The organism is Nakamurella sp. PAMC28650, assembly GCF_014303395.1.
In the GTDB taxonomy this organism is placed as follows: Bacteria; Actinomycetota; Actinomycetes; order Mycobacteriales; family Nakamurellaceae; genus Nakamurella.
Genome location: NZ_CP060298.1, coordinates 582,884 through 604,616 on the forward strand (window position 1 = coordinate 582,884; position 21,733 = coordinate 604,616).

At 68.6% G+C, this 21,733-nt stretch carries 22 protein-coding genes and 1 pseudogene; 9 read left to right on the plus strand and 14 right to left on the minus strand.

What is annotated here, in order from left to right; translation table 11 throughout:
* Nucleotides 1–70: 70 nt before the first annotated feature.
* Nucleotides 71–583, minus strand: coding sequence for a YceI family protein (locus tag H7F38_RS02620; RefSeq protein ID WP_187092717.1), 513 nt, complete (start codon nucleotides 581–583; stop codon nucleotides 71–73).
* A 113-nt stretch (nucleotides 584–696) separates the two neighbouring features.
* Between H7F38_RS02620 and H7F38_RS02625 the strand changes: the two genes are divergently transcribed.
* Nucleotides 697–1,425, plus strand: a complete 729-nt coding sequence (locus H7F38_RS02625) for a MarR family winged helix-turn-helix transcriptional regulator (RefSeq protein ID WP_187092718.1) — start codon at nucleotides 697–699, stop codon at nucleotides 1,423–1,425.
* A gap of 41 nt (nucleotides 1,426–1,466) precedes the next feature.
* Here the strand turns inward: H7F38_RS02625 and pruA are convergent, their stop codons facing one another.
* Together pruA and H7F38_RS02635 are read right to left on the minus strand one after the other, a co-directional pair.
* Nucleotides 1,467–3,092, minus strand: coding sequence for an L-glutamate gamma-semialdehyde dehydrogenase (pruA, locus tag H7F38_RS02630; protein WP_187092719.1), 1,626 nt, complete (start codon nucleotides 3,090–3,092; stop codon nucleotides 1,467–1,469).
* Between the two features lie 125 nt (nucleotides 3,093–3,217).
* Complete coding sequence (locus H7F38_RS02635) at nucleotides 3,218–4,150, minus strand: proline dehydrogenase family protein (protein ID WP_187094439.1); 933 nt, start codon at nucleotides 4,148–4,150, stop codon at nucleotides 3,218–3,220.
* A 109-nt stretch (nucleotides 4,151–4,259) separates the two neighbouring features.
* On the opposite strand from H7F38_RS02635, the gene H7F38_RS02640 reads away from it, so the two are divergent.
* A complete protein-coding gene (locus tag H7F38_RS02640; protein ID WP_187092720.1) occupies nucleotides 4,260–4,919 on the plus strand; it encodes a TetR/AcrR family transcriptional regulator in 660 nt (219 codons plus the stop codon).
* A 60-nt stretch (nucleotides 4,920–4,979) separates the two neighbouring features.
* On the opposite strand, the gene H7F38_RS02645 is transcribed toward H7F38_RS02640, so the two are convergent.
* The 5 genes from H7F38_RS02645 to H7F38_RS02665 form a co-directional block, all read right to left on the minus strand.
* Nucleotides 4,980–5,525 carry a hypothetical protein gene (locus H7F38_RS02645; protein WP_187092721.1) on the minus strand — a complete coding sequence of 182 codons (546 nt, stop codon included), beginning with the start codon at nucleotides 5,523–5,525 and terminating at the stop codon, nucleotides 4,980–4,982.
* 136 nt (nucleotides 5,526–5,661) lie between these two features.
* Nucleotides 5,662–6,099 (minus strand): MarR family winged helix-turn-helix transcriptional regulator, encoded by a 438-nt coding sequence (locus H7F38_RS02650; RefSeq protein ID WP_187092722.1) that lies wholly within the window; start codon nucleotides 6,097–6,099, stop codon nucleotides 5,662–5,664.
* The gene (locus H7F38_RS02655; protein ID WP_187092723.1) at nucleotides 6,096–6,539 is read right to left on the minus strand and encodes an SRPBCC family protein; all 444 of its coding nucleotides are present in this window, start codon (nucleotides 6,537–6,539) and stop codon (nucleotides 6,096–6,098) included. Before H7F38_RS02655 ends, H7F38_RS02650 begins: the two co-directional genes overlap by 4 nt.
* Before the next feature lie 62 nt (nucleotides 6,540–6,601).
* Entirely contained in the window at nucleotides 6,602–7,576 is a 975-nt protein-coding gene (locus H7F38_RS02660; protein ID WP_187092724.1) for an aldo/keto reductase, read from the minus strand.
* Nucleotides 7,577–7,594: 18 nt separating this feature from the next.
* Nucleotides 7,595–9,343, minus strand: coding sequence for a TM0106 family RecB-like putative nuclease (locus H7F38_RS02665; RefSeq protein ID WP_187092725.1), 1,749 nt, complete (start codon nucleotides 9,341–9,343; stop codon nucleotides 7,595–7,597).
* Between the two features lie 124 nt (nucleotides 9,344–9,467).
* On the opposite strand from H7F38_RS02665, the gene H7F38_RS02670 reads away from it, so the two are divergent.
* The 4 genes from H7F38_RS02670 to H7F38_RS02685 all read left to right on the plus strand — a co-directional run bounded on the left by H7F38_RS02670 (nucleotide 9,468) and on the right by H7F38_RS02685 (nucleotide 12,160).
* Nucleotides 9,468–10,073, plus strand: a complete 606-nt coding sequence (locus tag H7F38_RS02670; RefSeq protein ID WP_187092726.1) for a DUF6474 family protein — start codon at nucleotides 9,468–9,470, stop codon at nucleotides 10,071–10,073.
* 4 nt (nucleotides 10,074–10,077) lie between these two features.
* A complete protein-coding gene (locus H7F38_RS02675) occupies nucleotides 10,078–10,629 on the plus strand; it encodes a hypothetical protein (protein ID WP_187092727.1) in 552 nt (183 codons plus the stop codon).
* A 164-nt stretch (nucleotides 10,630–10,793) separates the two neighbouring features.
* The gene (locus H7F38_RS02680; RefSeq protein ID WP_187092728.1) at nucleotides 10,794–11,492 is read left to right on the plus strand and encodes a YcnI family protein; all 699 of its coding nucleotides are present in this window, start codon (nucleotides 10,794–10,796) and stop codon (nucleotides 11,490–11,492) included.
* Nucleotides 11,489–12,160: a copper resistance CopC family protein gene (locus H7F38_RS02685; RefSeq protein WP_187092729.1), complete on the plus strand. Its 672-nt coding sequence runs from the start codon at nucleotides 11,489–11,491 to the stop codon at nucleotides 12,158–12,160. The genes H7F38_RS02680 and H7F38_RS02685 overlap by 4 nt, the downstream gene beginning before the upstream one ends.
* Nucleotides 12,161–12,205: 45 nt before the next feature.
* Here the strand turns inward: H7F38_RS02685 and H7F38_RS02690 are convergent, their stop codons facing one another.
* Entirely contained in the window at nucleotides 12,206–13,132 is a 927-nt protein-coding gene (locus H7F38_RS02690) for an oxidoreductase (protein WP_187092730.1), read from the minus strand.
* A 56-nt stretch (nucleotides 13,133–13,188) separates the two neighbouring features.
* Between H7F38_RS02690 and H7F38_RS02695 the strand changes: the two genes are divergently transcribed.
* Nucleotides 13,189–14,208, plus strand: coding sequence for a phosphotransferase (locus tag H7F38_RS02695; protein WP_187092731.1), 1,020 nt, complete (start codon nucleotides 13,189–13,191; stop codon nucleotides 14,206–14,208).
* A 32-nt stretch (nucleotides 14,209–14,240) separates the two neighbouring features.
* Here the strand turns inward: H7F38_RS02695 and H7F38_RS02700 are convergent, their stop codons facing one another.
* The 4 genes and pseudogenes from H7F38_RS02700 to H7F38_RS25405 form a co-directional block, all read right to left on the minus strand.
* Nucleotides 14,241–15,620, minus strand: a complete 1,380-nt coding sequence (locus H7F38_RS02700; RefSeq protein ID WP_187092732.1) for an AI-2E family transporter — start codon at nucleotides 15,618–15,620, stop codon at nucleotides 14,241–14,243.
* Nucleotides 15,617–15,919, minus strand: coding sequence for a GNAT family N-acetyltransferase (locus H7F38_RS02705; protein ID WP_187092733.1), 303 nt, complete (start codon nucleotides 15,917–15,919; stop codon nucleotides 15,617–15,619). The genes H7F38_RS02700 and H7F38_RS02705 overlap by 4 nt, the downstream gene beginning before the upstream one ends.
* 37 nt (nucleotides 15,920–15,956) lie before the next feature.
* Entirely contained in the window at nucleotides 15,957–17,621 is a 1,665-nt protein-coding gene (locus tag H7F38_RS02710; RefSeq protein ID WP_187092734.1) for an HNH endonuclease signature motif containing protein, read from the minus strand.
* 158 nt (nucleotides 17,622–17,779) lie between these two features.
* Nucleotides 17,780–18,255 (minus strand): annotated as a pseudogene (locus H7F38_RS25405) (DUF2332 family protein).
* Between the two features lie 129 nt (nucleotides 18,256–18,384).
* On the opposite strand from H7F38_RS25405, the gene H7F38_RS02720 reads away from it, so the two are divergent.
* Nucleotides 18,385–18,834 (plus strand): group II truncated hemoglobin, encoded by a 450-nt coding sequence (locus tag H7F38_RS02720; RefSeq protein ID WP_187092735.1) that lies wholly within the window; start codon nucleotides 18,385–18,387, stop codon nucleotides 18,832–18,834.
* A 272-nt stretch (nucleotides 18,835–19,106) separates the two neighbouring features.
* On the opposite strand, the gene H7F38_RS02725 is transcribed toward H7F38_RS02720, so the two are convergent.
* Nucleotides 19,107–20,351, minus strand: a complete 1,245-nt coding sequence (locus H7F38_RS02725; RefSeq protein WP_187092736.1) for an ISL3 family transposase — start codon at nucleotides 20,349–20,351, stop codon at nucleotides 19,107–19,109.
* A 308-nt stretch (nucleotides 20,352–20,659) separates the two neighbouring features.
* Here H7F38_RS02725 and H7F38_RS02730 point away from each other — a divergent pair, with 308 nt between their 5' ends.
* Nucleotides 20,660–21,700 (plus strand): ScyD/ScyE family protein, encoded by a 1,041-nt coding sequence (locus H7F38_RS02730; RefSeq protein WP_187092737.1) that lies wholly within the window; start codon nucleotides 20,660–20,662, stop codon nucleotides 21,698–21,700.
* Nucleotides 21,701–21,733: the final 33 nt, after the last annotated feature.

Here is a 21,733-nt window from a genome sequence, read left to right on the forward strand (position 1 = left end):
GAATCCATCCGCCCGACGGCCGACGCTGCCGAGACCGGAATCACCCGGTCCCGGCGGCCGCCGCCCACTTCTAGCCCTTGTTGAAGACGGCGGTGACGACGAGGTGGTTGTGCACGTTCGCGCCCATCTTCGTCCAGGTGATGCCCCACTTGCTGCGGTCGAGGTCCGCGACACCGGTGACGGTGGCCCGGGCACCGGACTGGACCGCGGTGGCCACGATGTCGAGCGGGTGGGTCTGGCCGTGGATCGCCATGGTGCCGGTGACCGCGATCTTGCCGTCGGCGGCCGGCGTGGCGCCGGTGACCGTGTAGACGAACGTCGGGTACTTCGCGACGTCGAAGAAATCGTCCGTCCTGAGGTGCGCGTCGCGCTTCGCCATCCCCGTGTCGACGGAGGACGCGTCGATCACCAGAGTGCCCGTCGTGGTTCCCGCGGCGTCGGTGACCCAACTGCCCTCGACGGCCTTGAAACTGCCCTTGACCGGCAGCAGCCACATGGCTTTGGTGCGCAGTTCGACGGTGGTCGCTGCGGCGTCCAGCTTCCAGGTGCCGACGTAGCCGGCGAGCACGGATGTATCTGCCATTGAACTCAAACTCCCTGTCGAGATCGAGCCCCGGGTGGGCCCTTCCCGGTGGAGCCTACCCGAATACTTCGGTCGACCGAAGTATTGCCGGGGGAAGGGTTAGTGTGGGGGTCATGAGGGCTTCCCGACGTCGTCGCGGCGACGCACGCGTTGCGGTCCTGGAGGTGCCCGACCTGGATGCGCGCGCCGACCCGGTGGTGGAGACCACCGGGGCGGCCGGGGTCTGCCCGCCGCCCGGCGCTGTCGGCGCTGTCGGTGCTGTCGGTGCTGTCGGTGGTCTCGGTGCTTCTGGTGGTGTCGGTGGCCTGGGGGCATGCGCAGCGGAGACGGAGCGGGAGACCCTCGCGGAGTGCCTGCGCAAGCTGGTGCAGTTGCTCCCGCAGGTGACCAGGGGGATGCGGCGCCGTCAACTTCCGTCCGGGCCGCTCGATTCGGGATTGGGACCGCGGCACGGCGTGGCCCTGTCGGTGCTGAGCGAACACGGCCCGATGACGGTCGGCCGGCTCGCCGGCGAACTCGGCCTGACCCTGCCCACCGTCAGCGGGATCGTGGCCGACGTCGAACGTGCGGGGTTCGTGGAACGCTCGGCCGACCCGGGCGACCGTCGCAGGATCATCGTCTCGCTGGCCACACCGCACACGGCGGCGCTGGACACCTGGCTCGACGGCGCGACCGCACCGATGGCCAGGGCCCTGCACAAGCTCAGCCCACCGGAGCGCATCACCTTCCTGAAGGCGATGACCTTCCTGGAGGCCGAGCTCAAGAACGATCCCGATGCCGCCGGCGCGATCCCGGCTTGCGGGGAGCGGCAGTCCGGCGTCCCGGGCGACGCCGGGCCCTGAGATCCCCGCAACATCACCGCATCCCGCGCGAGCCGGAGGCGTCAGCCCTGGTGCGGGTACCCGACCGAGGTGGCCGCCACGAACGTTTCCTTGATCGACCGCGGTGACGTCCAGCGCATCAGGTTGGCCGCGGAGCCGGCCTTGTCGTTGGTGCCGGAGGCCCTCGCCCCGCCGAACGGCTGCTGCCCGACGACCGCGCCGGTCGGCTTGTCGTTGATGTAGAAATTACCGGCGGTGAACCTCAGTGAATCGGTCGCCACCGCGACCGCCGTCCGGTCGCGGGCGATGATCGAGCCGGTCAACGCATACGGAGAAGCGGAGTCGACCTGCTGCAGCACCTTTTCGAAATCCGCGTCGTCGTAGACGTGCACCGAGAGAATCGGCCCGAAGTACTCGTTGCAGAAGATCTCGTCCGCGGGGTCGGTGCCGAGCAGCAGGGTGGGCCGGACGAAGTATCCGACGGAGTCGTCGTAGGTGCCGCCCGCGATCACGTCGATCGAATCGGTCGCGTGCGCTCGATCCAGCGCAGCCTTGAGCCGGCCGAACGAGCGGTCGTCGATGACGGCCGAGGTGAAGTTCGAGAAGTCCTCGACCGAACCGATGGTGAGCGCCTCGGTCTCGGCGACCAGCTGGTCCTTCAACCGGGGCCAGAGCGACGCGGGAACGTACGAACGTGAAGCAGCCGAACACTTCTGACCGGAGTACTCGAACGCACCACGGACCATGGCCGTACGCAACACGTCGACGTCGGCCGAGGAGTGGGCGACGATGAAGTCCTTGCCGCCGGTCTCCCCGACGAGCCGCGGGTAGCTGCGGTAGTTCGCGATGTTGTTGCCGATGCCCTTCCAGAGATCCTGGAAGACCCTGGTGGAGCCGGTGAAGTGGACGCCGGCCAGGTTCGGGTCGGCCAGGAGGACTTCGGAGATCTCCGGACCGTAGCCCGGCAGCATGTTGATGACGCCGGCCGGGAGCCCGGCCTCCGTCAGGAGATCCATCGTCAGCGAGGCGGCAAGTTGTTGTGTCGTCGAGGGTTTCCAGATGACGACGTTGCCCATCAGCGCGACGGCCGTCGGGAGGTTGCCGGCGATGGCGGTGAAGTTGAACGGCGTGATCGCGTAGACGAAGCCTTCGAGGGGGCGGTGGTCGGTGCGGTTCCAGATGCCCTTGGAGTTGGCCATCGGTTGGTCGGCCAGGATCTGGCGGGCGAAATGCACGTTGAAACGCCAGAAGTCGGCCAACTCGCACGCCGCGTCGATCTCGGCCTGGTAGGCCGTCTTGGCCTGGCCCAGCATGGTGGCCGCGTTGATGCGCGCTCGCCAGGGACCGGTGAGCAGGTCGGCGGCCCGCAGGATGACCGCGGCACGATCGTCGAAGGACAGGGCACGCCAGCCCGGCGCCGCATCGGCGGCGGCCTTCACGGCGTCGGCAGCATCCGACCGGGTCGAGTTCGCCGAGGTGGCCAGCACCCGCTGGTGGTCGAACGGAGCAACGACGTCGAAGGCCTGACCGGCCGGGTGGCGCGTGCTGCCGCCGATGATCGCGCCCAGCTCGAGCGGACTGTCGAAGGACTTGAGCGCCGCAGTGAGCCGGTCGCGCTCGGCGCTGCCGGGCGCGTAGTCGAGCACGGTCTCGTTGATCGGCAGTGGCGGGTGCGTGACGGCGTCCATGTGGGGTTCTCCTTCGGAGACGAGTGGCGATGGTAGATCCGAGACATCAGGGGGAAGGGGCCCTGGACGTCCTGCAAGGTGCTCGCTATCGCGAGCACCTTGCAGGACGCTACTGCCGCTGCTGCTCAGGAACGGGTGATCATGGCCCGCAGGAAGAACAGCAGGTTGGCCGGGCGCTCGGCGAGCCGGCGGGTGAAGTAGCCGTACCAGTCGCTGCCGTAGGGCACGTAGACCCGGACGGTCCGCCCCTGGGCCCGCAGCGCGAGCTGCTCGTCCGCGCGGATGCCGAACAGCATCTGATGCTCCCAGCTGTCTGCGCCGCGGCCGTTGTCGGCGGCGAGCCGGGCCGCGATCCTGATCATCCGGGGGTCGTGGGAACCGACCATCACGTAGCCGTCGCCGGCCATCAGGATCTTCAGCCCGCGCACGTAAGCGCGGTCGACCGCTTCCGGTCCCTGGTGCGCGGCGATGCTCGGCTCGTTGTACGCACCCTTGACCAGACGCACCCGGGAGCCGGCCGACGTCAGGGTGTGCAGGTCGGCCTCGGTGCGCAGCAGCATCGCCTGGATCGCGACGCCGACGTCAGGGTGGTCCTCGCGGATGGCCCGCAGAATCTGCAGGGTGCTGTCGACGGTGGTGTGGTCCTCCATGTCGAGGTTCATCCGGGCGCCGGCCCCGTACGCGGCATCGGCGATCTTGCGGGCACTCCTTAGAGCGTATTCGTGGCCATCGGTGCTGGTCAGCGACTGCCCGACCGCGGAGAGCTTGACCGACATCTCGGCGCCATCGGCCAGACCGGCCTTGGCCAGTTCGTCGATCAGCTCGAGGTAGGCAGTGACGGTGGCGTCGGCCGCGTCGGTATCGGTGGTGCCCTCGCCGAGATGGTCCATGGTGACCTGCAGACCCTTCGCCCGCAGGTCGCGCACCGCAGTTACGGCATTGCGGGTGGTCTCACCGGCGACGAACCGGTCGACGACGGCGCGGGTCAGCGGGAGGCGCGTCATCAGGTCGCGGACGCCGTGACTGGCGGACAGGGCCAGAATCGGCTTGCGCAGCAGGTACATGGTGTTCCTCCGACAGGACGAGGTTAATCGGGCGGCTGTACGATTACAGTACGACAACCGGCGTCGCAGTGCCAGCGTGCGATCGGTCACGGAAGGAGGAGGCATGGTCATCGACGATTTCGGTCCCTTCGAGGGGGTATTGCCACGCCCGAGGGACCGAACCGCGGGGCGGAAACGCCTTCCGCCGGACGTCCGCCGCAAGATGCTGCTGGACGCCGCGCGGGACGTCATCGCCGCGCGGGGATTGCACGCCACCACCGTTCGTGACGTCGCTGCGGCCGGCGGGGTGGCAGTCGGCACGGTGACCTATCACTTCTCCTCCATGCAGGAGGTACTCGCCGGCGTCCTGGAGAACGAGATGGAGACCTACTCGGCCGACATCTGGGCCGGAGCAGCGTCCGCGCCCACCGGGTTGGCCGGTCTCACCACCCTGATCGACGGGCTGGTGGCCTCCGACGTCCGTGCCCACGAGCACTGGAAGCTGTGGCTGGACTTCTGGGCCCTGGCCGCGCACTACCCGCAGTACTCGACGTGGCAGTCGAGGGTCTACCGGGACCTGCACCAACTCACCTCGGGCATCCTGTCGAGGGGCGCGGCCGACGGCACCCTGCAGGTCCGGGACCCGGACGGGGAGGCCGTGGAGTTCATCGCACTGCTCGACGGACTGGTGGTGCAGTCCTACCTACCCGAGTCGCGCCTCACCCCGAGCCGCGCACGCGCTGTGCTGCACCACTACGTCCGCGCCACGATGGTGGCCCGCTGACCGTCCCGGAGACACTGGACATCCCGGAGACAGCAGAAGGCCTTCTTCCTGCGCAGGGCTTCAGACGGTGACGGCGACCGGGACGGCTGCGACCAGGGCGGCCGAGGCCAGGCGGCTCACCCGGATCTTGACGGCGATGACGCGACCGACGACGGTGGTCAGGGCCATCAGGACGAAGAACGGAGCGATCGAGGCCTCGGCGATCTGGTGGCTCATCATGAAGGTGCCGACCTGGTTGCGGAAGCTGCCCACGTTGTCGACGCTCCAGACGAACCCGACCCGCAGCGCCATGGCGACGAGCCAGGTGGCCACGAACGCGGCGCCGGTCGTGGTGAAGAGCTTGCCGGTGGCGCTGTCCCGCTCGACCCCGGTGCTGACCGTGGCCAGCACGGCGAACACGGCGCCGATGGCGACCCCGACGGCGTAGAGCCAGATCGACGATCCACCGGTCGGGATGTTCCGCAGGTAGGCGTAACCGAAGCCGGCCACCGACAACACCGGCGTCAGCACCTTGTGCCAGGTGTACTCGCGCCGTCCGAGCTGGGATGCCATCATCACTGCGAAGATGCTGCCGCTGATGACCAGTGCCGTCATGAAATCGCTCATCGTGTGTCTCCTGGAGTCCGGGTGGTGGTGGCCTCTTGGCCGCTGAGGACAACCTTCGTCCCAGCGGCCGGCCAACACATGGGCTCAGGGGTGGACTCCCGGGTGGACCTGTGCGCTCCACCCGGAGGTTGAGTCCTCAGGTCCTGCCGACCACCTTCGTCAGGCCCGCGCGCAGGCCGGCCGGGTCGGGCAGCCCGGCGAACATCTCGGCGTCGATGGCCCTGGCGACGGCGGTCGAGGCGGTCACCGTCTCCCGCCCTCCGGGTGTCAGCGTGAGTCGGTAGGCCCGCGCATCGCCGGGGTCGGGCAGCCGTTCGATCAGGCCTCGATCGACCAGCGTCCGGACGATCTTGCTGGTCATCATCCGGTCGATGCCGGCGAACTCGGCCACCGCCTGCTGGGTCGGGGCGCCAGTGTTGCGGCCGAGCCAGCTGGTCGAGGCCAGGATGTCGAACTGGGTGTGCGTCAGGCCGAGCGGACGCAGCCTGGTGTCCATCTCGCGCCGCCAGGCCAGCGCGGCGTGGTGCAGCCAGTAGCCGGTCGAGATCAGCGGCCCACCGGGGGCTCCGGTCATGCCCGCCGTTCCGCGGTGCGGCGGGCGGCCTCGGCGGCGAGGGCCGCGAACGTCGACGGCATGTTCCTCCGGATCTCCCTGCCGAAGTACACGCGAAACAGGACCGAGAGCGGCCCGTGGACGCGATAGGTCTTGCACAGCTTGACCTCTCCGGTGGCCGTGTCGCTCATCCGGTGGTCGAGGACGAGCTTGCCGCCGGGTAGCGGGCACTGGGTCGTGAAACGCGTCCTCGGCTCCACCGCGGTGACCACGAAGGACGACCCAGGACGCCGGCCGACCTGCTTGCTGAAGCCGGTCGCCCCGGGCCCGAACGGGCCATCGAGTCGCAATTCCTCCTCGCGGCCGTCCCAGCCCGGGTAGGCCGGCAGATCCGTCCAGGCTTCCCAGATCGCCGCCGGATCACCCTCGACCGTTGCGGTGCAGACGATGTCGTACTTCATCCCGACCTCCAAGATTGTTGTCGCGACTACTATAAACAGTAGTCGCGACAACAGTCAAGGATCTAGAAGCCGGCGAGGGAGTGAGGGACGTAGGGGTCCTCGAGGCGCTTGATCTCCTCGTCGGAGAGCGAGACGTCCACAGCGGCCACGGCATCCGTGAGGTGCGCCATCTTCGTCGCGCCGACGATCGGCGCGGTGATCACGGGCTGGGCGAGCACCCAGGCCAGCGCGACCTGCGCACGTGACAACCCACGCTCGGCGGCGATCTCGGCGACCCGGTCGACGATCACCCGGTCGGAAGAAACGGTGTCGTACAGGGTCTGGCCGAAGAAATCGGTCTCCGAGCGGGAGGTCCTGGCATCCCAGTCGCGGGTCAGCTTGCCGCGCGCCAGCGGGCTCCACGGGATGACGCCGATCCCCTGGTCCTGGCAGAGCGGGTACATCTCCCGCTCCTCCTCGCGGTTGATCAGGTTGTAGTGGTCCTGCATGGTGACGAACCTGGTCCAGCCGTTGGCCTCCGAGATGTACAGCGCCTTGCTGAACTGCCACGCGTACATCGACGACGCGCCGATGTAGCGCGCCTTGCCGGCCTTCACGACGTCGTGCAGTGCTTCGAGCGTCTCCTCGATCGGCACCGTCGGATCCCAGCGGTGGATCTGGTAGAGGTCGACGTAGTCGGTGCCCAGCCGCCGCAGGCTGGCGTCGATCTGCGACATGATCGCCTTGCGGGAGAGTCCGGCCCCGTTCGGGCCGTCCGCCATCCGGCCGTGGACCTTGGTGGCGATGACGATCTCGTCCCGGTTCCCGTAGTCCTCCAGGGCCCGGCCGACGATCTCCTCGCTGGACCCGGCCGAGTAGACGTTCGCGGTGTCGAAGAAGTTGATCCCGGCCTCCAGTGCGGCCTTGATGAACGGTCGACTCTCCTCCTCGCCGATGGTCCAGGCGTGATTGCCGCTCGCCGAATCGCCATAGCTCATGCAGCCCAGGCAGATCCGCGAGACGTCCAGCCCGGTGGTACCCAGCTTCGTGTACTCCATGTTCGGTAGAACTCCTCTTCAGTCGGCTTCCAGTTCGGCGACGGTCGGCACCTGGCCGGCCCGCTCTGTCATCCACCGGCGCAGCGCCAGGGTCGCCAGCACGTCATCTTCGTTGTACCGCAGGATGCGGTCCGCCATCACCCGGTCGACCGGTTCGATGGGGCCGGCGCCGACCGACCCGCCGCCGGACACCCGGCCGACGGCGTCCCGGTACCAGGCCATCGAATTCTCGCCGCCGGGCTCCGGGTCCCGCCAACCGAAGCCGGCCACCGGCGCGAGGGCCTTCAACTTCATCGACCCCGGAACGACGAACTGGTCCCGGATCTCCTGGTAGATGTCGACCCACTGCGGGGACGAACAGAACTCCGAGATCTCTGCCACCGTCGGCATTCCTACTACGTCCGGGTAGCGAACCGGGGTGGACCGGAGCCATCGTTCCTCGGCCGACCGCGAGTAGCAGAAGGCGGCGAAGGAAAGTCCGCGTGCCGCGGCCAGTTCGCGGAGAGCGGTGAGATACCGCCAGAACTCCGCGAAGGCCCGACCTTCGTCCTGGTCCGGCAACGGATTCCAGCTGACGAACGCGCGATAACCGCTCGTCAGGCCGAGTTCCGCCACCGCCGGCCCGGTGAGGTAGGTACCCCAGAGGTAGGCACCGTCCTCCAGGAACGATTCCATGTCGACGTCGAGTTCGAGGTCGGCCCGGCGGACCTCGATCTGCTCGTTCTTGCGCACCAGCGGCCAGCCCGCCAGGAAGGCCCTGGCCCGCACCCGTGCGGTCCCGGGGGCGACGCCGGTCAATGGCAGGGAGCCCGCCAGATCGGCGTCCAGGCCGGCCAGATCGTCGACGGTCCAGACTCCGGCATCGTGCAGGAGGTCGACGTCGCCGCCGGCGAAGATCAGCGAGATGTCCTTGGCCGCTTGTAGTTCGGCGAGACACACCGGCCACCACGAACAGCGCCGGCACTCACCGATCCGCGACGGTCTGGCCAGCGCCGGAGCGCCGGTGGCGGCTGCCGTCGCCACCGCCAGCCGATCGGCGAAGCGACGGTCGTAGTCCGTCAGCACCGAACTGCCGGGTAGATCGAGCCGGTGCCAGAGCACCACGGAGGAGTCGCCCTCCCCCGGACCGCCGAGGCCGATGACGCCGCCCCTGGCCACCGAGGCGGCCAGTCCGAGGTCCTGGAGCAGACGGTGGTGGTGGGCCAGCGCCAACGCATCCGCGGCATGTGCCCGCGCCTTGCGGCGGGCGTCGACGGCTACCTCCGACGGATTGGTGACGGGCGCCGTCAGCGCCCCTGATCCCGGATCGGTGGTGCGGTGCGACCGGATGATCACGGCCTGGTAGCCGTCACCGGCCCAGAGCAGCAGGTCGGGCGTCCCGAAGCGGCTCACGCTGCGCAGAGACTGCTCGATCAGCACGGCCGGCCGATCCCCTCCGGTCGCATCCCAGGGGCGGGCAGATCCGCCGGCCGAAGCGCGGAACGACGTCAGCACCGCCGTCCGGTGGGAGTCCCCCTCGGCCAACCGCAGTCGTAGACCGTCGTCGACGGGCGCCCGTGAAGCAGAAGGAGCGTGCACATCGGCGTCCAGGTGGACACGGCGTCGGCAGCGACCGGCAGCAGCCGGCCCCAGCCGGACCGGCAAGGCAGACACAGCGGGCCCAGCGCGCTTGACCGGCTCGATGTGCGTGACCGACTCGTCGGACGTCATCGGGACCCCGGACCGCATCTCTGCCGGCCCGGTGGCACTCGAACCAGTGAGAGTCATCCTCTCCACCCTAAGAGGCCGCGCCGGTTGATGCGTGCATGCGCCTCTAAGCTGTGGACACCTCACCCGGGGCGCGCAGCCCCGGGGCGCTGCGGGTGAGAAGTCTGATGACGGGAGACGCGTGATGTTCGGTAGGAAGAGCACCAGCCGCAAAGGGCTCGCCCGCTCAGAGAAGAAGGTCGCGCGGAAGGCCCGCAGGGTCGAGGGCAAGGCCGGCCGCGCCGGCAAGAAGGCCGGCCGGAAGGCCGCCAAGGCCGAGCCGAAGGGCGTCATCGGCACCCTGACCGACCCGAGGACCGCCAAGCGCGCCTTGTCCGTGGCGAAGATCGCCGGACCGGTGGTGGCGCCGTATGCGCTCAAGGCGGCCACCGGGGCCCGCGGTTTCCTCGACGACCGACGTGCCATGAAGCTCGGCGTCACCGCGGACGAGGTCGCCGCCTATCGCGGTCCCACCGGCCCGGCGGGGGCCAGGATCGCCGGGCTGCGGTCATCGATCGACGAACTGAGCAGGCGCCACACCGCCGACCTCCAGGTGGTTCGCTTCGCCGACGTGGCGAAGGCGAGACTGGCCGACCTCGGCACGGCGGTGCAGACGTCTGCGTCGATGCCCCCCGCTCGGCGGCGGGGCACCCTGTCGGCGGTCGGCAAGGAACTGAACCAGATCGAGGCCGACCTGATGACGTACCTGGTCGGCAGCCGCAACCAGGGATCCGGACGAGCCGTAATCTGAGTTCGTGCCCGGCCCCACTTCGTTGCGCTGGCGACTGCTGCGATCAGCCGCCTTCTCGGTAGTGGCGACCCAACTCGCCGCCCTCGGGCACCTGATCGGCGGCGGCGGCCGACCCGATCCGGCCATTCTGCTGATCGGCGCAGCAACCATCGGCGCCATCGGCACCGGCCTCGCCCGGCAGCAGCGCCGATGGGGCCCGATCTTCGCCGTCATGGCGGCCAGTCAGCTCGCGTTCCACCTCTTGTTCACGGTCGAGATGCACACCGGGACGATGTCGTCGATGACCATCGGGCATTCGTCCACGGGCTCTGATGCCGGCCGGATGCTCACCTTCCACCTGATCGCCGCCGCCTTTGCGGCCGCGCTGCTGGCCACCGGTGACGCGGCGGTCTTCGGACTGTTCGGCGCGCTGCGGCGCGCCGTCCGGGTCCTGCCGGCACACGTCCCCGCCGATCGCCCCCTGCCGACGGCCCCCTTCGCCGATCTCGACCGGCCCCGCCCCCGGGGCGCGCTCCTGTCTATCAGTCCACGGAGAGGTCCGCCGCACGCCTGGTAGTGACTCCGACCGTCGCGTGCGCCGTCACTTCCGACGGCGAGTTCTGCTGTCACTTCTGCAGTGACTTCTGCAGCGACTTCTGCGGCGACTTCACAGTTACTTCCACCCCGGGAACACGTGCGCGCCCGGGGGGCACAGACCAACCAGGACAAGGACTTCCACTCATGTCGATCTTCAGACCCAGCAAGTTGCTGGCCGTCGCCGCACTGGCCGCCATCGGCCTGACGACCGGTGCCGGCATCGCCTCCGCCCACGTCAGCGTGAACCCGAACACCGCGGTCGCCGGCAGCTACACCGAACTCACCTTCCGGGTGCCCAACGAATCGGCCAAGGCGGACACCGTCAAGGTCACCGTCAACTTCCCGATGGACCATCCCTTCGCCTCCGTCTCGGTCAAGAAGCAGCCGGGCTGGACCGCGGTGGCCACCACCACCAAGCTCGCCACCCCGTTGTCCGATGACGACAACGCGAGCATCACGCAGGCCGTCAGCAGCATCACCTGGACGGCCGATGCCGCCGGCCGGATCGCCCTCGGCCAGTTCGCCGAGTTCGACGTATCGGTCGGGCCGGTCCCCAAGGTGGCCTCCGTGATGTTCGAGGCCATCCAGACCTACAGCGACGGCAGTGTCGTCAAGTGGGACGAGCCGACTCCCGCCTCCGGCGTGGAGCCGCAGGATCCCGCACCGGTGCTGACCATCTCGGCCGCCGCCGCCGAGCCGGCCGCCGCCGCAGCCGCAGTCTCGACGACGGGCACGGACGACAACGCCGCCCGGGTGCTCGGTGTCGTCGGCATCGTGGTCGGGGCCCTCGGGGTGCTGGTCGGAGCGGTGGCGCTGCGCAGCAGGCCCAGGGTCGGATCGTGACCTCAGCTCGGACATGGCTGGCCCGACTCACCATCGCCCTGGTGGTCGCGGCCGGCTTCGGCATCGGCGTGGCAGCCTCTGCCTCCGCGCACGATGTGCTGATCTCCAGTGACCCGGCCGACGGCGCCACCCTGCGGTCGGTGCCCTCGACGGTCAGCTTCACCTTCGACCAGCCTGTGCAGAACTTCGACCCGGTCGTGTCGCTGATCGGCCCGGACGGCAAGCAGTACGCGACCGCGACGCCGCAGATCAGCGGCAGCGTGGTCACCGGAGACGTTGCACCGGGACCGGCCGGGGCCTACACGGCCGCGTATCGGATCGTCTCGGCCGACGGCCATCCGGTGACCGGTGAGGTCCGTTTCACCCTCGCCGCCGGAGCGTCGTCGGCATCTGCGGTGTCGGCGTCCGCGGTGTCGGCGTCCGGCGGGCCGGCCCCGCCCGTGGCGGGCGGTCCTTCGGGGTCATCTGCGTCATCAACGTCATCCGCGTCAGCTGCGTCATCCGCGTCGGCTGCGCCTGCGGTGGCCTCTGCGTCATCCGGGAGCAGTGGTCTGTCGGCCGGGATCTGGATCGGGCTGATCGTTGCGGCCCTGGTGATCGCCGCAGCTGCCGTTGTCCTGCTGCGGCGGCCGCCAGGTCGCGGGCCGAGGGCGGACAAGGACTACTGAGTCAGTCGTCGTGCCCGCCCGACCGACCGGGCGGGCACGACCGGCCTACCTCGTCTCGAGCAGGCCGAACTCCGCTCCGGTCAGGGCATTCGACGTCTCCCACAGCCAGCCGGCGGCGATGGGGTCGGCGGCGGCGGCGGACGTCATGGACGACGGGTGCGGTCGGCCGCGCAACCCGAACGCCGGACCGAGGAAGGACCCGCCCGGAACCGTCGGATCCGCCGCGGCGGAGATCTGCGATCGGGCGCCCTCTGCCGGGCTCGAACCCATCCAGGCGGTGGCCTTGCGGGAGAAAGCGACGATCGGGCCGGGCTTGTCGTCCCGTTCGATCAACTCGGTCGCCGACCATCCGGGGTGGGCGATGACCGAGGTGACGGGCGAGCCGGCGGCACGCAGACGCCGGTCCAGTTCCAACCCGAAGAGCAGGGTCGCCAGTTTCGACTGCCCGTAGGCACCCATGGGCGAGTACTTCCCGGCCAGATTGAGACTGCGGTCCAGACGGGGGGCGGCCCGGTGAGCCAGGGAGGAGATCGAGACGACCCGTCCCGCTGCGGCCGCCTCGAGCGCGGGTAGCAGCCGTGCCGTCAACGCCACGTGCCCGAGATGATTCGTCCCCATGTGGGCCTCGAATCCCTCGGCGGTGACCTCACGGGTCGGTACCAGCATGACGCCCGCGTTGTTCATCAGCACGTCGAGTGGACCGCGCTGAGCCTCCGCAGCACCGAATGCCGCCACCGAGGCCAGGTCGGTGAGATCCAGACGGCCCACCCGGACCTTCGCCGACGGGGTGTCCGCCCGGATCCGCCCGGCTGCAGCATCACCCTTGTCGGTGTTGCGGACCGCCAGCACGACGTCGGCGCCGGCGCGGGCGAAGGCCAGCGCACTCGCGTATCCCAGACCGGTGTTCCCACCGGTGACCACGATCCGCCGACCGGTCAGGTTGCCGATACCGTCGGTCTTCCATGAGGACACTTTCGCTCCCGATCCGCAGTGCTCGATGATGACGAGTTCCGTTGTACAGCAGAGGGGTGACAACCTTGACCGTGCCCGACCTCCACGTGCCCGACCTCCACGTGCCCGACCTCCACGTGCCCGATGTCCACCGGCCCGACCTCCACCGGCCCGATCTCCACTGGGCCGGCCTCGCCGACTCCGCAGCCCCGTGGCTGGAACTGACGGCCGTCGCACTGGTCGAGACCGGTTGGGATTCCAGGGTCCTGCACGCCCGGGCCGCAGACGGGTCGCGATGGATCTTCCGCTTCCCCAGGCGTCCCGAGGTGGTTGCCGACATGGCGCGGGAGCGCCTGCTGCTCGCGCTGTTGCGCCGTCACGACCTGCCGATCGCCGTGCCGGACTGGAAGATCCACGTGCTGCTGCCCTCCGGTGACGGCGAGCAGCTGGTGGTCGGCTATCCGGAGCTTCCCGGATTCCCGGCCGGCACGGAGCCCGCCGGCGACGGCGTGTTCGAGTTCGCCGTCGACCTCCCGCCTCCGTCGCGGTACGCAGCCACCCTGGGAGCCGCCATGGCCGCCCTGCACGCCGTGGACCCCGGGCCTCTGCCGCGCGTCACCGCCGCTGATCTACGCACCGAGAGCTCCACGATTCTTGCTCGGGTGCAGGCACTTCCGGTCCCGACAGTGCTGCTGCGGTACTGGCAGAGCTGGATCGAGGACGACAGATGGTGGCAGTACGCCACGATGTTGCGCCATGGGGACCTGCACCCCGGCCACACGATGATCGACGGGACCGGCGCGGTGGTCGGCGTCATCGACTGGACCGACGCCGGGACCGGGGACCCGGCCATGGATTTCATCGACACCCGGCACGCCTTCGGTCCGGCGTTCGGCGATGATCTGCTGGCGGCCTACTCGTCGGCCGGCGGTCTGATCGACTCGGTCCCCGGCAGGGTCGTCCGCTGGCAGTCCTTCGCCCCCGCGTCCGCAGCGCTCTTAGGTCTCGACCATCGACGTCCCGATCTGGTGGCCTCGGCCATCGGGAGACTGCGGCAGCAGGCCACCCGACTCGGGGCCGGGCAGTTGCCTCTCTGAGCAGGCCCCGCGCCTGCTGGCGTTCGCCGACCCTAGTGACGTTCCTGCATCGGCATGACGACCTCGCGGACGATGAGCTGGACGGCGGCAGCGACCGGGACGGCGAGGACCGCTCCGGTGACGCCCAGCAGCGCACCGCCGACGAGCAGCGCCACCACCACCGCGCCGGTGGAGATGTCCACCTGACGGCGCATCACCCGCGGATAGAGCCAGTACGTCTCGAACAGGTGCTGGGTCAGGTAGAAGGCTGCGGCGACGATGCCGATCGTCAGGGACTGCGTGAATCCGAGAAGCGTCATCGAGACGCCGACGGTGATCGGGCCGATGACCGGCACGAAGTCCAGGACCGCGGCACCGAGCGCGATGGCCCAGGGATAGGGCAGGCCGACGATGGCGGCGAAGACCCCGGCCACCAGACCCGCCTGGATTGCGACGATCGTCGCACCGACCAGATAGCCGCCCATCTGCTTGAAGATCTTGTCGCCCAGTTCGGTCACCCTGGTGCGCCTGGTGGCCGGCGCCAGTCGATAGGCCGCCGACTTGATCTTCGGGAAGCCGGCGAGGAAGAACAGGGTCAGGATCAGCACCACCAGGAGGTCGGCAGCGATGGACGCGACGGTGACACTTGCCGACAGGATGCTGCCGGCCGCGCCGCTGCCGATGGTCTGGATGAAGTTCGAGTTCTTGATCGCGTTCAGGATCCCGAACTTCTCGTTCAGAGAGTTGATCGTGTTGTTGTGCAGCAGGTCGGTGATCAGCGTCGGGACCGTTTTCACGAAGGTCGCGAGTTCGGTGACGATCGGCGGGATGATCGCGTAGATGGCACCGCCGAGAGCAGCCACCAGGCCCAGGAAGACGATCGTCACCGCCCAACCGCGACGCATGCCGCGCCGCACCAGGCCACCGACCGCGGGGTCGAGCCCGATCGCCAGCAGGAGGGCGACGGCGATGACGATCAACGTGCCCCGCAGGGTGTCCAGCGAAAGGTAGGTGACGTAGGCCAGCAGCAACCCGAGGCCGCCGAAGAAGCCGATCTTGAACGGGTGGAACGTCGGGCGTCGGGAGCGGTCGTCGTCGGCCAGCGCCTGTTCGGCGGCGCGGCGACTCGCCTCGGCCGCCTCCGCCGCGGCCTGCGCGGCCCGGGCCGAACGCTCGGCCATCATCCGGCCGGTCAGGGTCGACAGAGCGCTGCCGAGTCCGGCCAGACGCCGACGTTGGATGACGGCCTGCACCGCTGCGGCATCTCCGGCGGCCGCAGCTGCGTCCTCGGCAGCCTCCTGCGCCGACAGGTGCGCATCGATCTCGCCGCCGACCTGGTCCAGTTGTTCCAGCGCGGAATCCAGTGCCCGCTTCAGGGCCCTGTTCTCGGCGACCAGGGGATCGTGGCCCGGTGGCTCCAGCGGGTCCGTCATCGGGCTGGTCCGACCAGATCGGACTCGATGGGGTGCCGCGACAGCCAGACCGGGATGTAGGGACAGCTCGGAACGATCAGGAGACCAGCGGCGCGCGCATCGTCGAACACGCGTTGGACGAGTTCGGAGGCCACCCCGGTCCCACGGAACTTCGGGTCCGAGTAGGTGTGGGTGATGTCCCAGGTCCCGGGACCTGGCACGTAGTCGAGGACGCCGGCCTCCTCGCCGTCGACCGTCAGCCGGAACCGGCGCTGCGGAGTCAGATGCTCGATGAGGTGCTCGCCCCGGGTTTCCACCATGCAGCGATGGTGACACAGCCGGGCCGCAGTGCCGATGTCAACTCGCCCCCGCCGCGGGTGTCGGACCCTCCCGGGACGGGTGCTCGTGTGGCCATTCCTCGACCGGCAACGGGTCGTCGTGCGTGGTGTATCGGTGTCCGGTGGGTGTCGTCCCTATCGTGGTGCGCTGGACGTCGTCTCTGGTGGTGCGGTGTCCGGCATGGGTCTTGGCGCGGTGGTCCGGGCGGCACTTCGGGTGGATGTTGGCGGCCGATGTCGGCCCGTGCGGAACGGGCACGATGTGGTCCAGGTCGCATCTCGGTCCGGGCACCGTGCAGACGGGGTTGGCGCACCCGCCGTCCCGCATCTTGATCGCAGCCCCGAGCTTGCGGCTCGGAAAGCGCCCGAGTTCGTTGACCTGCAACAGGTTCCCGCCCGGGTCGGTGAGCAGCTGGTAGAACAGCGTGCCCGGTTGGCCGGCGAGATCGCGCACCAGATCCGCCGGGACCAGCGCCGATCGGTCGGTCAGCTGACCGGGGGCATCGCTGTACCCCAGGAGGGATTGCACCGACACGACGACGCCGATGGTGACCGGCAGCGGCCGCGAGGAATGACCTGTCGGACACCGCGTGATCAACGGACGACCCGGTCGATCCGGGTCAGGTGGTCGGCCGGTACCTGGTGGGGCTGCCAAATCGGGTGGGGCCGCGGTGTTCGGCGGGGCTGCGGCGTTCGGCGGGGCTGCGGCGTTCGGCGGGGCTGCGCCACCGCGATCCGGTCGGAACGCGGATGCAGGCAGGTCCCAGTCGTCTTCTGGATCCCAGGCCGACGGCACGTCGTCGGTTGTCACATCGTCGGTTATCACATCGTCGGATGTCACATCGTCGGGCGGGGAGTCGGCCGGGTACTCATCGCCAGCATCGCCGTCGACGTCGGCCAGGTGACCGACCCCGACGTCTTCCTCGCCCGCATCGCCCTCCTCCCAGGTCACATGGCAGCCATTGCTGGTGCGCCCCAGCAGCAGATCGACCAGGGCGTCGGCCCGACGTTGCTGCACGGTCCGGGGATCGTCGGGACCAGCGATCCCGGCCAGCGCGTTCAGCACCTGATCGATCGCCGTCGCGTCCACCGACGACAGTGCTGCGGACAGGAAACTGATGCCGTACAGATCCGGGCGCACGGAGGCATACCGGTCGGCGAACGACCGCCGTAACCGCTCGTCGGTTTCCAGCGGCTCCACCCCGGCCACGAACTGGTTGAGCCAGCGCCCCAGCAATTCCGCGGTCTTGCAGACGGCGACGGGCAGGACCAGCGCGTTGAGCAGTTCCTTCGAGTGATCACGGGTCAACCGCACCAGGGCATGGCTGATCCGCGCAGCCTTCAGCTGATCGATGTCTCCGGCCAGCCACGCGTCCCAGACGTCCGGCGTCTCCTCGCGGAGCCGCCGGGCCATCGCGACCGTCCTCTGCACGGAGTGCCTCGAAGTGGTCATGGCCAGGCCGATCTCCATCGCGGCGAACTCACCGGGCCGGTACCGCGGATCGATGCCTTCTGCAGCACGATCGGAGATCCGCTGATCGTCCAGAACCCTTCTGACCTGACCGAACTCGACCATCAGGGCAGCCTGCCTGGCCTGGGCAGCGGCCAGGACGCGTTGCTGGGCAGACAACTCCGCCACCAGAGCCGCGGCCCTGGTGGTCGGCGGATCACCCGGCTCTTCCATAGCCAGAACACTATCGACGAGCACCGACAGTCGGCCCAGATCCGGGTCATGATCCAAGCATCTGTACTGATGAGCCGCTTGGGTAGAACCTCGAACTCCGAACTCCGATCGGATCTGCGCAGCGCCAACGACGCCAACGGCGCGCGCGGCCGCCGTGCTCAGCCGAACCAGTGCAGGAACTGCCCGTGACCGCCGGCGTAGCCGACGGCTACGGAGTCCTTGCGCAGGACGAACACCGACGTCGTCGGATCCGCCGGCGTCGGTAGGGTCTCGCCGTGACGGAGGTCGACGGACGACCCTTCGTTGCTGATCCACAGGCCCGGTAGGCCCGTCACGGTAGCGACGAACCTGGCCTGGTCCGCAGGACTGAGGTAGGCAAGAACCGCGCTGTGGAAGAGCACCAGCGCCGCGCCGGACGGAGCCCGGTCGGCCAACTCCGCGACGCCCGAGTCGAGATCACCGGCACCAGCAGCGGAGGAGCGGCTCGTGCGACCTGGATCGCTGCGGACAGCTGTGCGAGCCGAGCATCCTGCCCCGGCCAGACCAGCGTCCGGAGCCATCGGACGTCACCCTCTCCGCTGACGCTCGGTGGTCCATCGCGACAGCAGGGCCCGGCGGAAACAGGTGAAGGCACCGGGTTCGACGCCGACGTACCCGGCAGCGGCGAACACCAGATTCGGCTGCCTCTTCAGCGCCGGCAGCGGATCGATCAGCTGCCGCAGCCCGGCGTCGTCGGCCTCCGTGATCGTGCCAGGATCACAACATGCGTTCCGTCTACGAGGCAGCCGGTGGCGACGAGGGCCTGTGTCGTCTGGCGCAAGCGTGGCATCGCCGGGTGATGGCCGATGACGTCGTCAGTCACGCGTTCAGCCACGGGTTCCACCCCGAGCACGGCGAACGGTTGGCCGCATATTGGTCCGAGGCACTGGGCGGCCCCGCGGCCTACTCTGCAATGCATGCCGACGAGACGTGGGTGGTCGGGATCCACAGCGGAAACGGTCAACACGAGGAAATGGACACTCGAGCCATTGATTGCTTCGACGAGGCGCTGGCGGACGTGGGAATCGCACGGGACGACGACGTGTATCGAACGCTCCACGAATATTTCGTGTGGGCGACCACCACCACCCTGGCCCGATACCCCCAGTCCGCGGACGACGTCCCGAGCAGTCTCCAGATTCCACACTGGTCGTGCAACGGCCTCCAACGTTGAGCGTAGGTCTCCGAAGAAATGAAGTCTTGTCGGTCACCGGGTCAATGGCGAGCCTCCTGGGCGCCATCGAAGTAAGCCGGCGCACCATTACTCGCCGTGGGGTAGTGGAAGACAGACAGTAGACTCATTGTTTGATTCACCATTCGTTCGACGTCGCAGGACCGAACCTCCACAGTTGACTCTTGACTTCAGCTCGCGACCGGAAGACAGTGGGTGCGGTGGAGGACGACACCCACTCACGAGGAGGGTCTCCTGACGTTTTCGTGGGTGGTTTAGCGTCCGGGAAGCGGCGGGCATAACCCGCCGCGGGTGAGCATTGCCATGGCTATCAACGCTTCTGGGCTGTGAAAGCCGTACGACCTGCGGGTCAAGGCCCGTAGGTGGGTGTTGGTGGCCTCGGATTGGGCGTTGCTCATGTGGTGGATCAGGGTGTTCCAAATCAGCTGCTGGAACCGCTTCAACGTTGCGGCCAGGGCGATGAAGCCGGGGAGTTGGGAGCGGCGGGCCCAGGCGATCCAGCCGGCCAGCAGTTCACGGCCGGCCTGGCCCTTGACCTGGAACACCGCGCGCAGTTGCTCCTTCAGCAGATACGCCCGATACAGATGCCGGTTGGTCTGGGCGATCGAGGCGACCGACCCGCGTTGCTCCGGGGACAGGTCCGCCGGGTTTTTCAGCAATGCCCAGCGGCTGCCCTTCACCGACGACGCCTGCGCAGAGCTACTGTTACCCCGCAGCGTGTTCCACGTCTGACGACGGACCTTGTCCAACTCCCGGGTGGCCCACCCCACGATATGAAACGGATCCAATCCCAGCACCGCCTGCGGCGCGCGGGCCGTCACGGTGTCGTGGATCCACTGCGCCCCGTCGGCCGAGACGTGCGTCAACGCCGCCGCCCGTTCTGGGCCGAGTTGGTCGAAGAACCGACCCAGGGTGTCGCTGTTGCGGCCCGGTGCGGCCCACACCAATCTGCCGGAGTCTTGATCGACCACGCACGTCAGATACCGCTGGCCTTTGCGGTGGGAGATTTCATCGATGCCGATCCGCCGCAGCCCCGCGAGCACGTCCCGGCCGGCCAAACCGTCGGCGACGACGTGCTCGATGATTGCGCTCACATGCCGCCACGACGTCCGCATCAACTGCGCCACCACCGACGAAGCGGTGTGCGCCGCCAACCACGCGCACTGGTCTTCAAACGCTCGGGTTGCCCGCGCGCCGGGTCGGGCCCACGGCACCGCCGCGACGACCACCCCGTGCGTCCGGCAGTTCACCCGCGGAGCCGCAGCCTGCAGGAATACCATCGTCGACCCCCAGTCCAGCGACCGCCACCGCCGGGTTCCGCCGCCCTGGTCATAGCCCGGCCGTCTACGCCGGCATCGACTGCACCTACTCCGGGCGCCCTTCGTCGCACGCACCGAAACGACCAGCACCTGCCGGTCGTCGGCCTCCTCCCACGCCACATCGCACACCTGCAGTTGCTCGACACCGAGCAGCTTTCGCCATATCGTTACACCGCGCACACCGTGCTCCTGGATAGTGACTGACCCTAGATAAGCCAGAACCTATACGCAGCCCGGTGTGTCGCCCACAACCAGGGGTCAAACCACCCACGAGAACGTCACAAGAGCCCACGAGGACGTGGGTCCGAGAATGCCACCCCGGGAGAGCAATGAAGCTCAGTCGATTGTCAATCGCCGTGGTCGTCACAGGTGCCATCTGCCTGACGAACTCGCCATCTGCCGGTGCCGCCACATCAATGGCGTCCGGTAGATCCGAGGACGGGCTCCACGTCTCGGTCGTGGTGAATGGACTGAACAATCCCAGACATTTGAGCATCGGTCTGGACGGCGCACTGTATGTGGCGCTGGCAGGGATCGGCGACCCGACGAAGCAGAACTGCGTTCCGCTCATCGGCGTATCCGGAGCCCCGACGACGGGCTGCGTGGGTCGGACCGGCGCGATCGGCCGGGTCGCGGGCCACCGTGTCGTCACCGTGCTGGGCGGGCTGGAATCCGAACAGGAACAGGACAACGGCGAAGTCGCCGGGCCCGCGGCACTGACCTGGGTGCATGGAGCACTCGGGGTGATCATGCAGGACACCGACCTCAGGGCAGACGGATCGAACGGGCTTCCCGGTGGCGACGAGTTCGGCAAGGGCATCATCGCCGGATTGCACAGCCCACGGTCCAGCTGGGCCTTGTTTCCTGACTTCGCTGCGTTCGCCGCCGAACATCCCCAGGTGAATGCCGGCGGGCTGCCCGGGGAATCGGCGACCGATTCCGATCCCTACGGAGTCACGCCCTACCGCGGCGGCTGGGCCGTCGTCGACGCCGCAGCCAACAGTCTGCTGTGGGTCAGTCCGGCCGGCCGGCTATCCATTCTTGCCCGCTTTCCAACCTTTCCCGAATACGTTCCCGCCGGTGTCCTCGGGCCTACGGCACTGACCATCCAGGCTCAGGCCGTCCCGACATCGGTCACCGTCGGCCCGGACGGCGCATTGTTCGTCGGGGGCCTTCGCGGAGTCCCGTCGCTTCCGGGCACGGCTGATGTCTATCGGATCATGCCGGGCCATGCCCCGACCGTCTGGGCCACTGGATTCTCCTCGATCACCGACCTGGCGTTCGACCGCCATTCCCGGCTGCTGGTGCTGGAATACAGCGTGGGAGGGTTGCTCTCACCGCCGACGACGCCCGGAGCCTTGATCAGGGTCAATCGGAACGGCACCCGAACAACTCTCCTGTCAGCGGGTCTGTCGCAACCGACCGGGCTGGCCATCGGTAGGAACGGTGCGATCTACATCGCCAACCACGGCACGTCATCAGGTTCGGCCACGCCGTCCGGACAGATTCTCGAGCTGACGTCGTCCTGACCCGAGATGCCTATTCGGTGCCTGGCGGTGTGG

Bases quoted from the DNA above. Each gene is read 5' to 3' on its own strand.
- H7F38_RS02710 (WP_187092734.1), bottom strand. From the start codon at position 17,621: ATGGAAGAGCCGGGTGATCCGCCGACCACCAGGGCCGCGGCTCTGGTG.
- H7F38_RS02620 (WP_187092717.1), bottom strand. From the start codon at position 583: ATGGCAGATACATCCGTGCTCGCCGGCTACGTCGGCACCTGGAAGCTG.
- H7F38_RS02655 (WP_187092723.1), bottom strand. From the start codon at position 6,539: ATGAAGTACGACATCGTCTGCACCGCAACGGTCGAGGGTGATCCGGCG.
- H7F38_RS02650 (WP_187092722.1), bottom strand. From the start codon at position 6,099: ATGACCGGAGCCCCCGGTGGGCCGCTGATCTCGACCGGCTACTGGCTG.
- H7F38_RS02720 (WP_187092735.1), top strand. From the start codon at position 18,385: ATGCGTTCCGTCTACGAGGCAGCCGGTGGCGACGAGGGCCTGTGTCGT.
- H7F38_RS02665 (WP_187092725.1), bottom strand. From the start codon at position 9,343: ATGACTCTCACTGGTTCGAGTGCCACCGGGCCGGCAGAGATGCGGTCC.
- H7F38_RS02660 (WP_187092724.1), bottom strand. From the start codon at position 7,576: ATGGAGTACACGAAGCTGGGTACCACCGGGCTGGACGTCTCGCGGATC.
- H7F38_RS02670 (WP_187092726.1), top strand. From the start codon at position 9,468: ATGTTCGGTAGGAAGAGCACCAGCCGCAAAGGGCTCGCCCGCTCAGAG.
- H7F38_RS02625 (WP_187092718.1), top strand. From the start codon at position 697: ATGAGGGCTTCCCGACGTCGTCGCGGCGACGCACGCGTTGCGGTCCTG.
- H7F38_RS02645 (WP_187092721.1), bottom strand. From the start codon at position 5,525: ATGAGCGATTTCATGACGGCACTGGTCATCAGCGGCAGCATCTTCGCA.
- H7F38_RS02640 (WP_187092720.1), top strand. From the start codon at position 4,260: ATGGTCATCGACGATTTCGGTCCCTTCGAGGGGGTATTGCCACGCCCG.
- H7F38_RS02705 (WP_187092733.1), bottom strand. From the start codon at position 15,919: ATGGTGGAAACCCGGGGCGAGCACCTCATCGAGCATCTGACTCCGCAG.
- H7F38_RS02700 (WP_187092732.1), bottom strand. From the start codon at position 15,620: ATGACGGACCCGCTGGAGCCACCGGGCCACGATCCCCTGGTCGCCGAG.
- H7F38_RS02680 (WP_187092728.1), top strand. From the start codon at position 10,794: ATGTCGATCTTCAGACCCAGCAAGTTGCTGGCCGTCGCCGCACTGGCC.
- pruA (WP_187092719.1), bottom strand. From the start codon at position 3,092: ATGGACGCCGTCACGCACCCGCCACTGCCGATCAACGAGACCGTGCTC.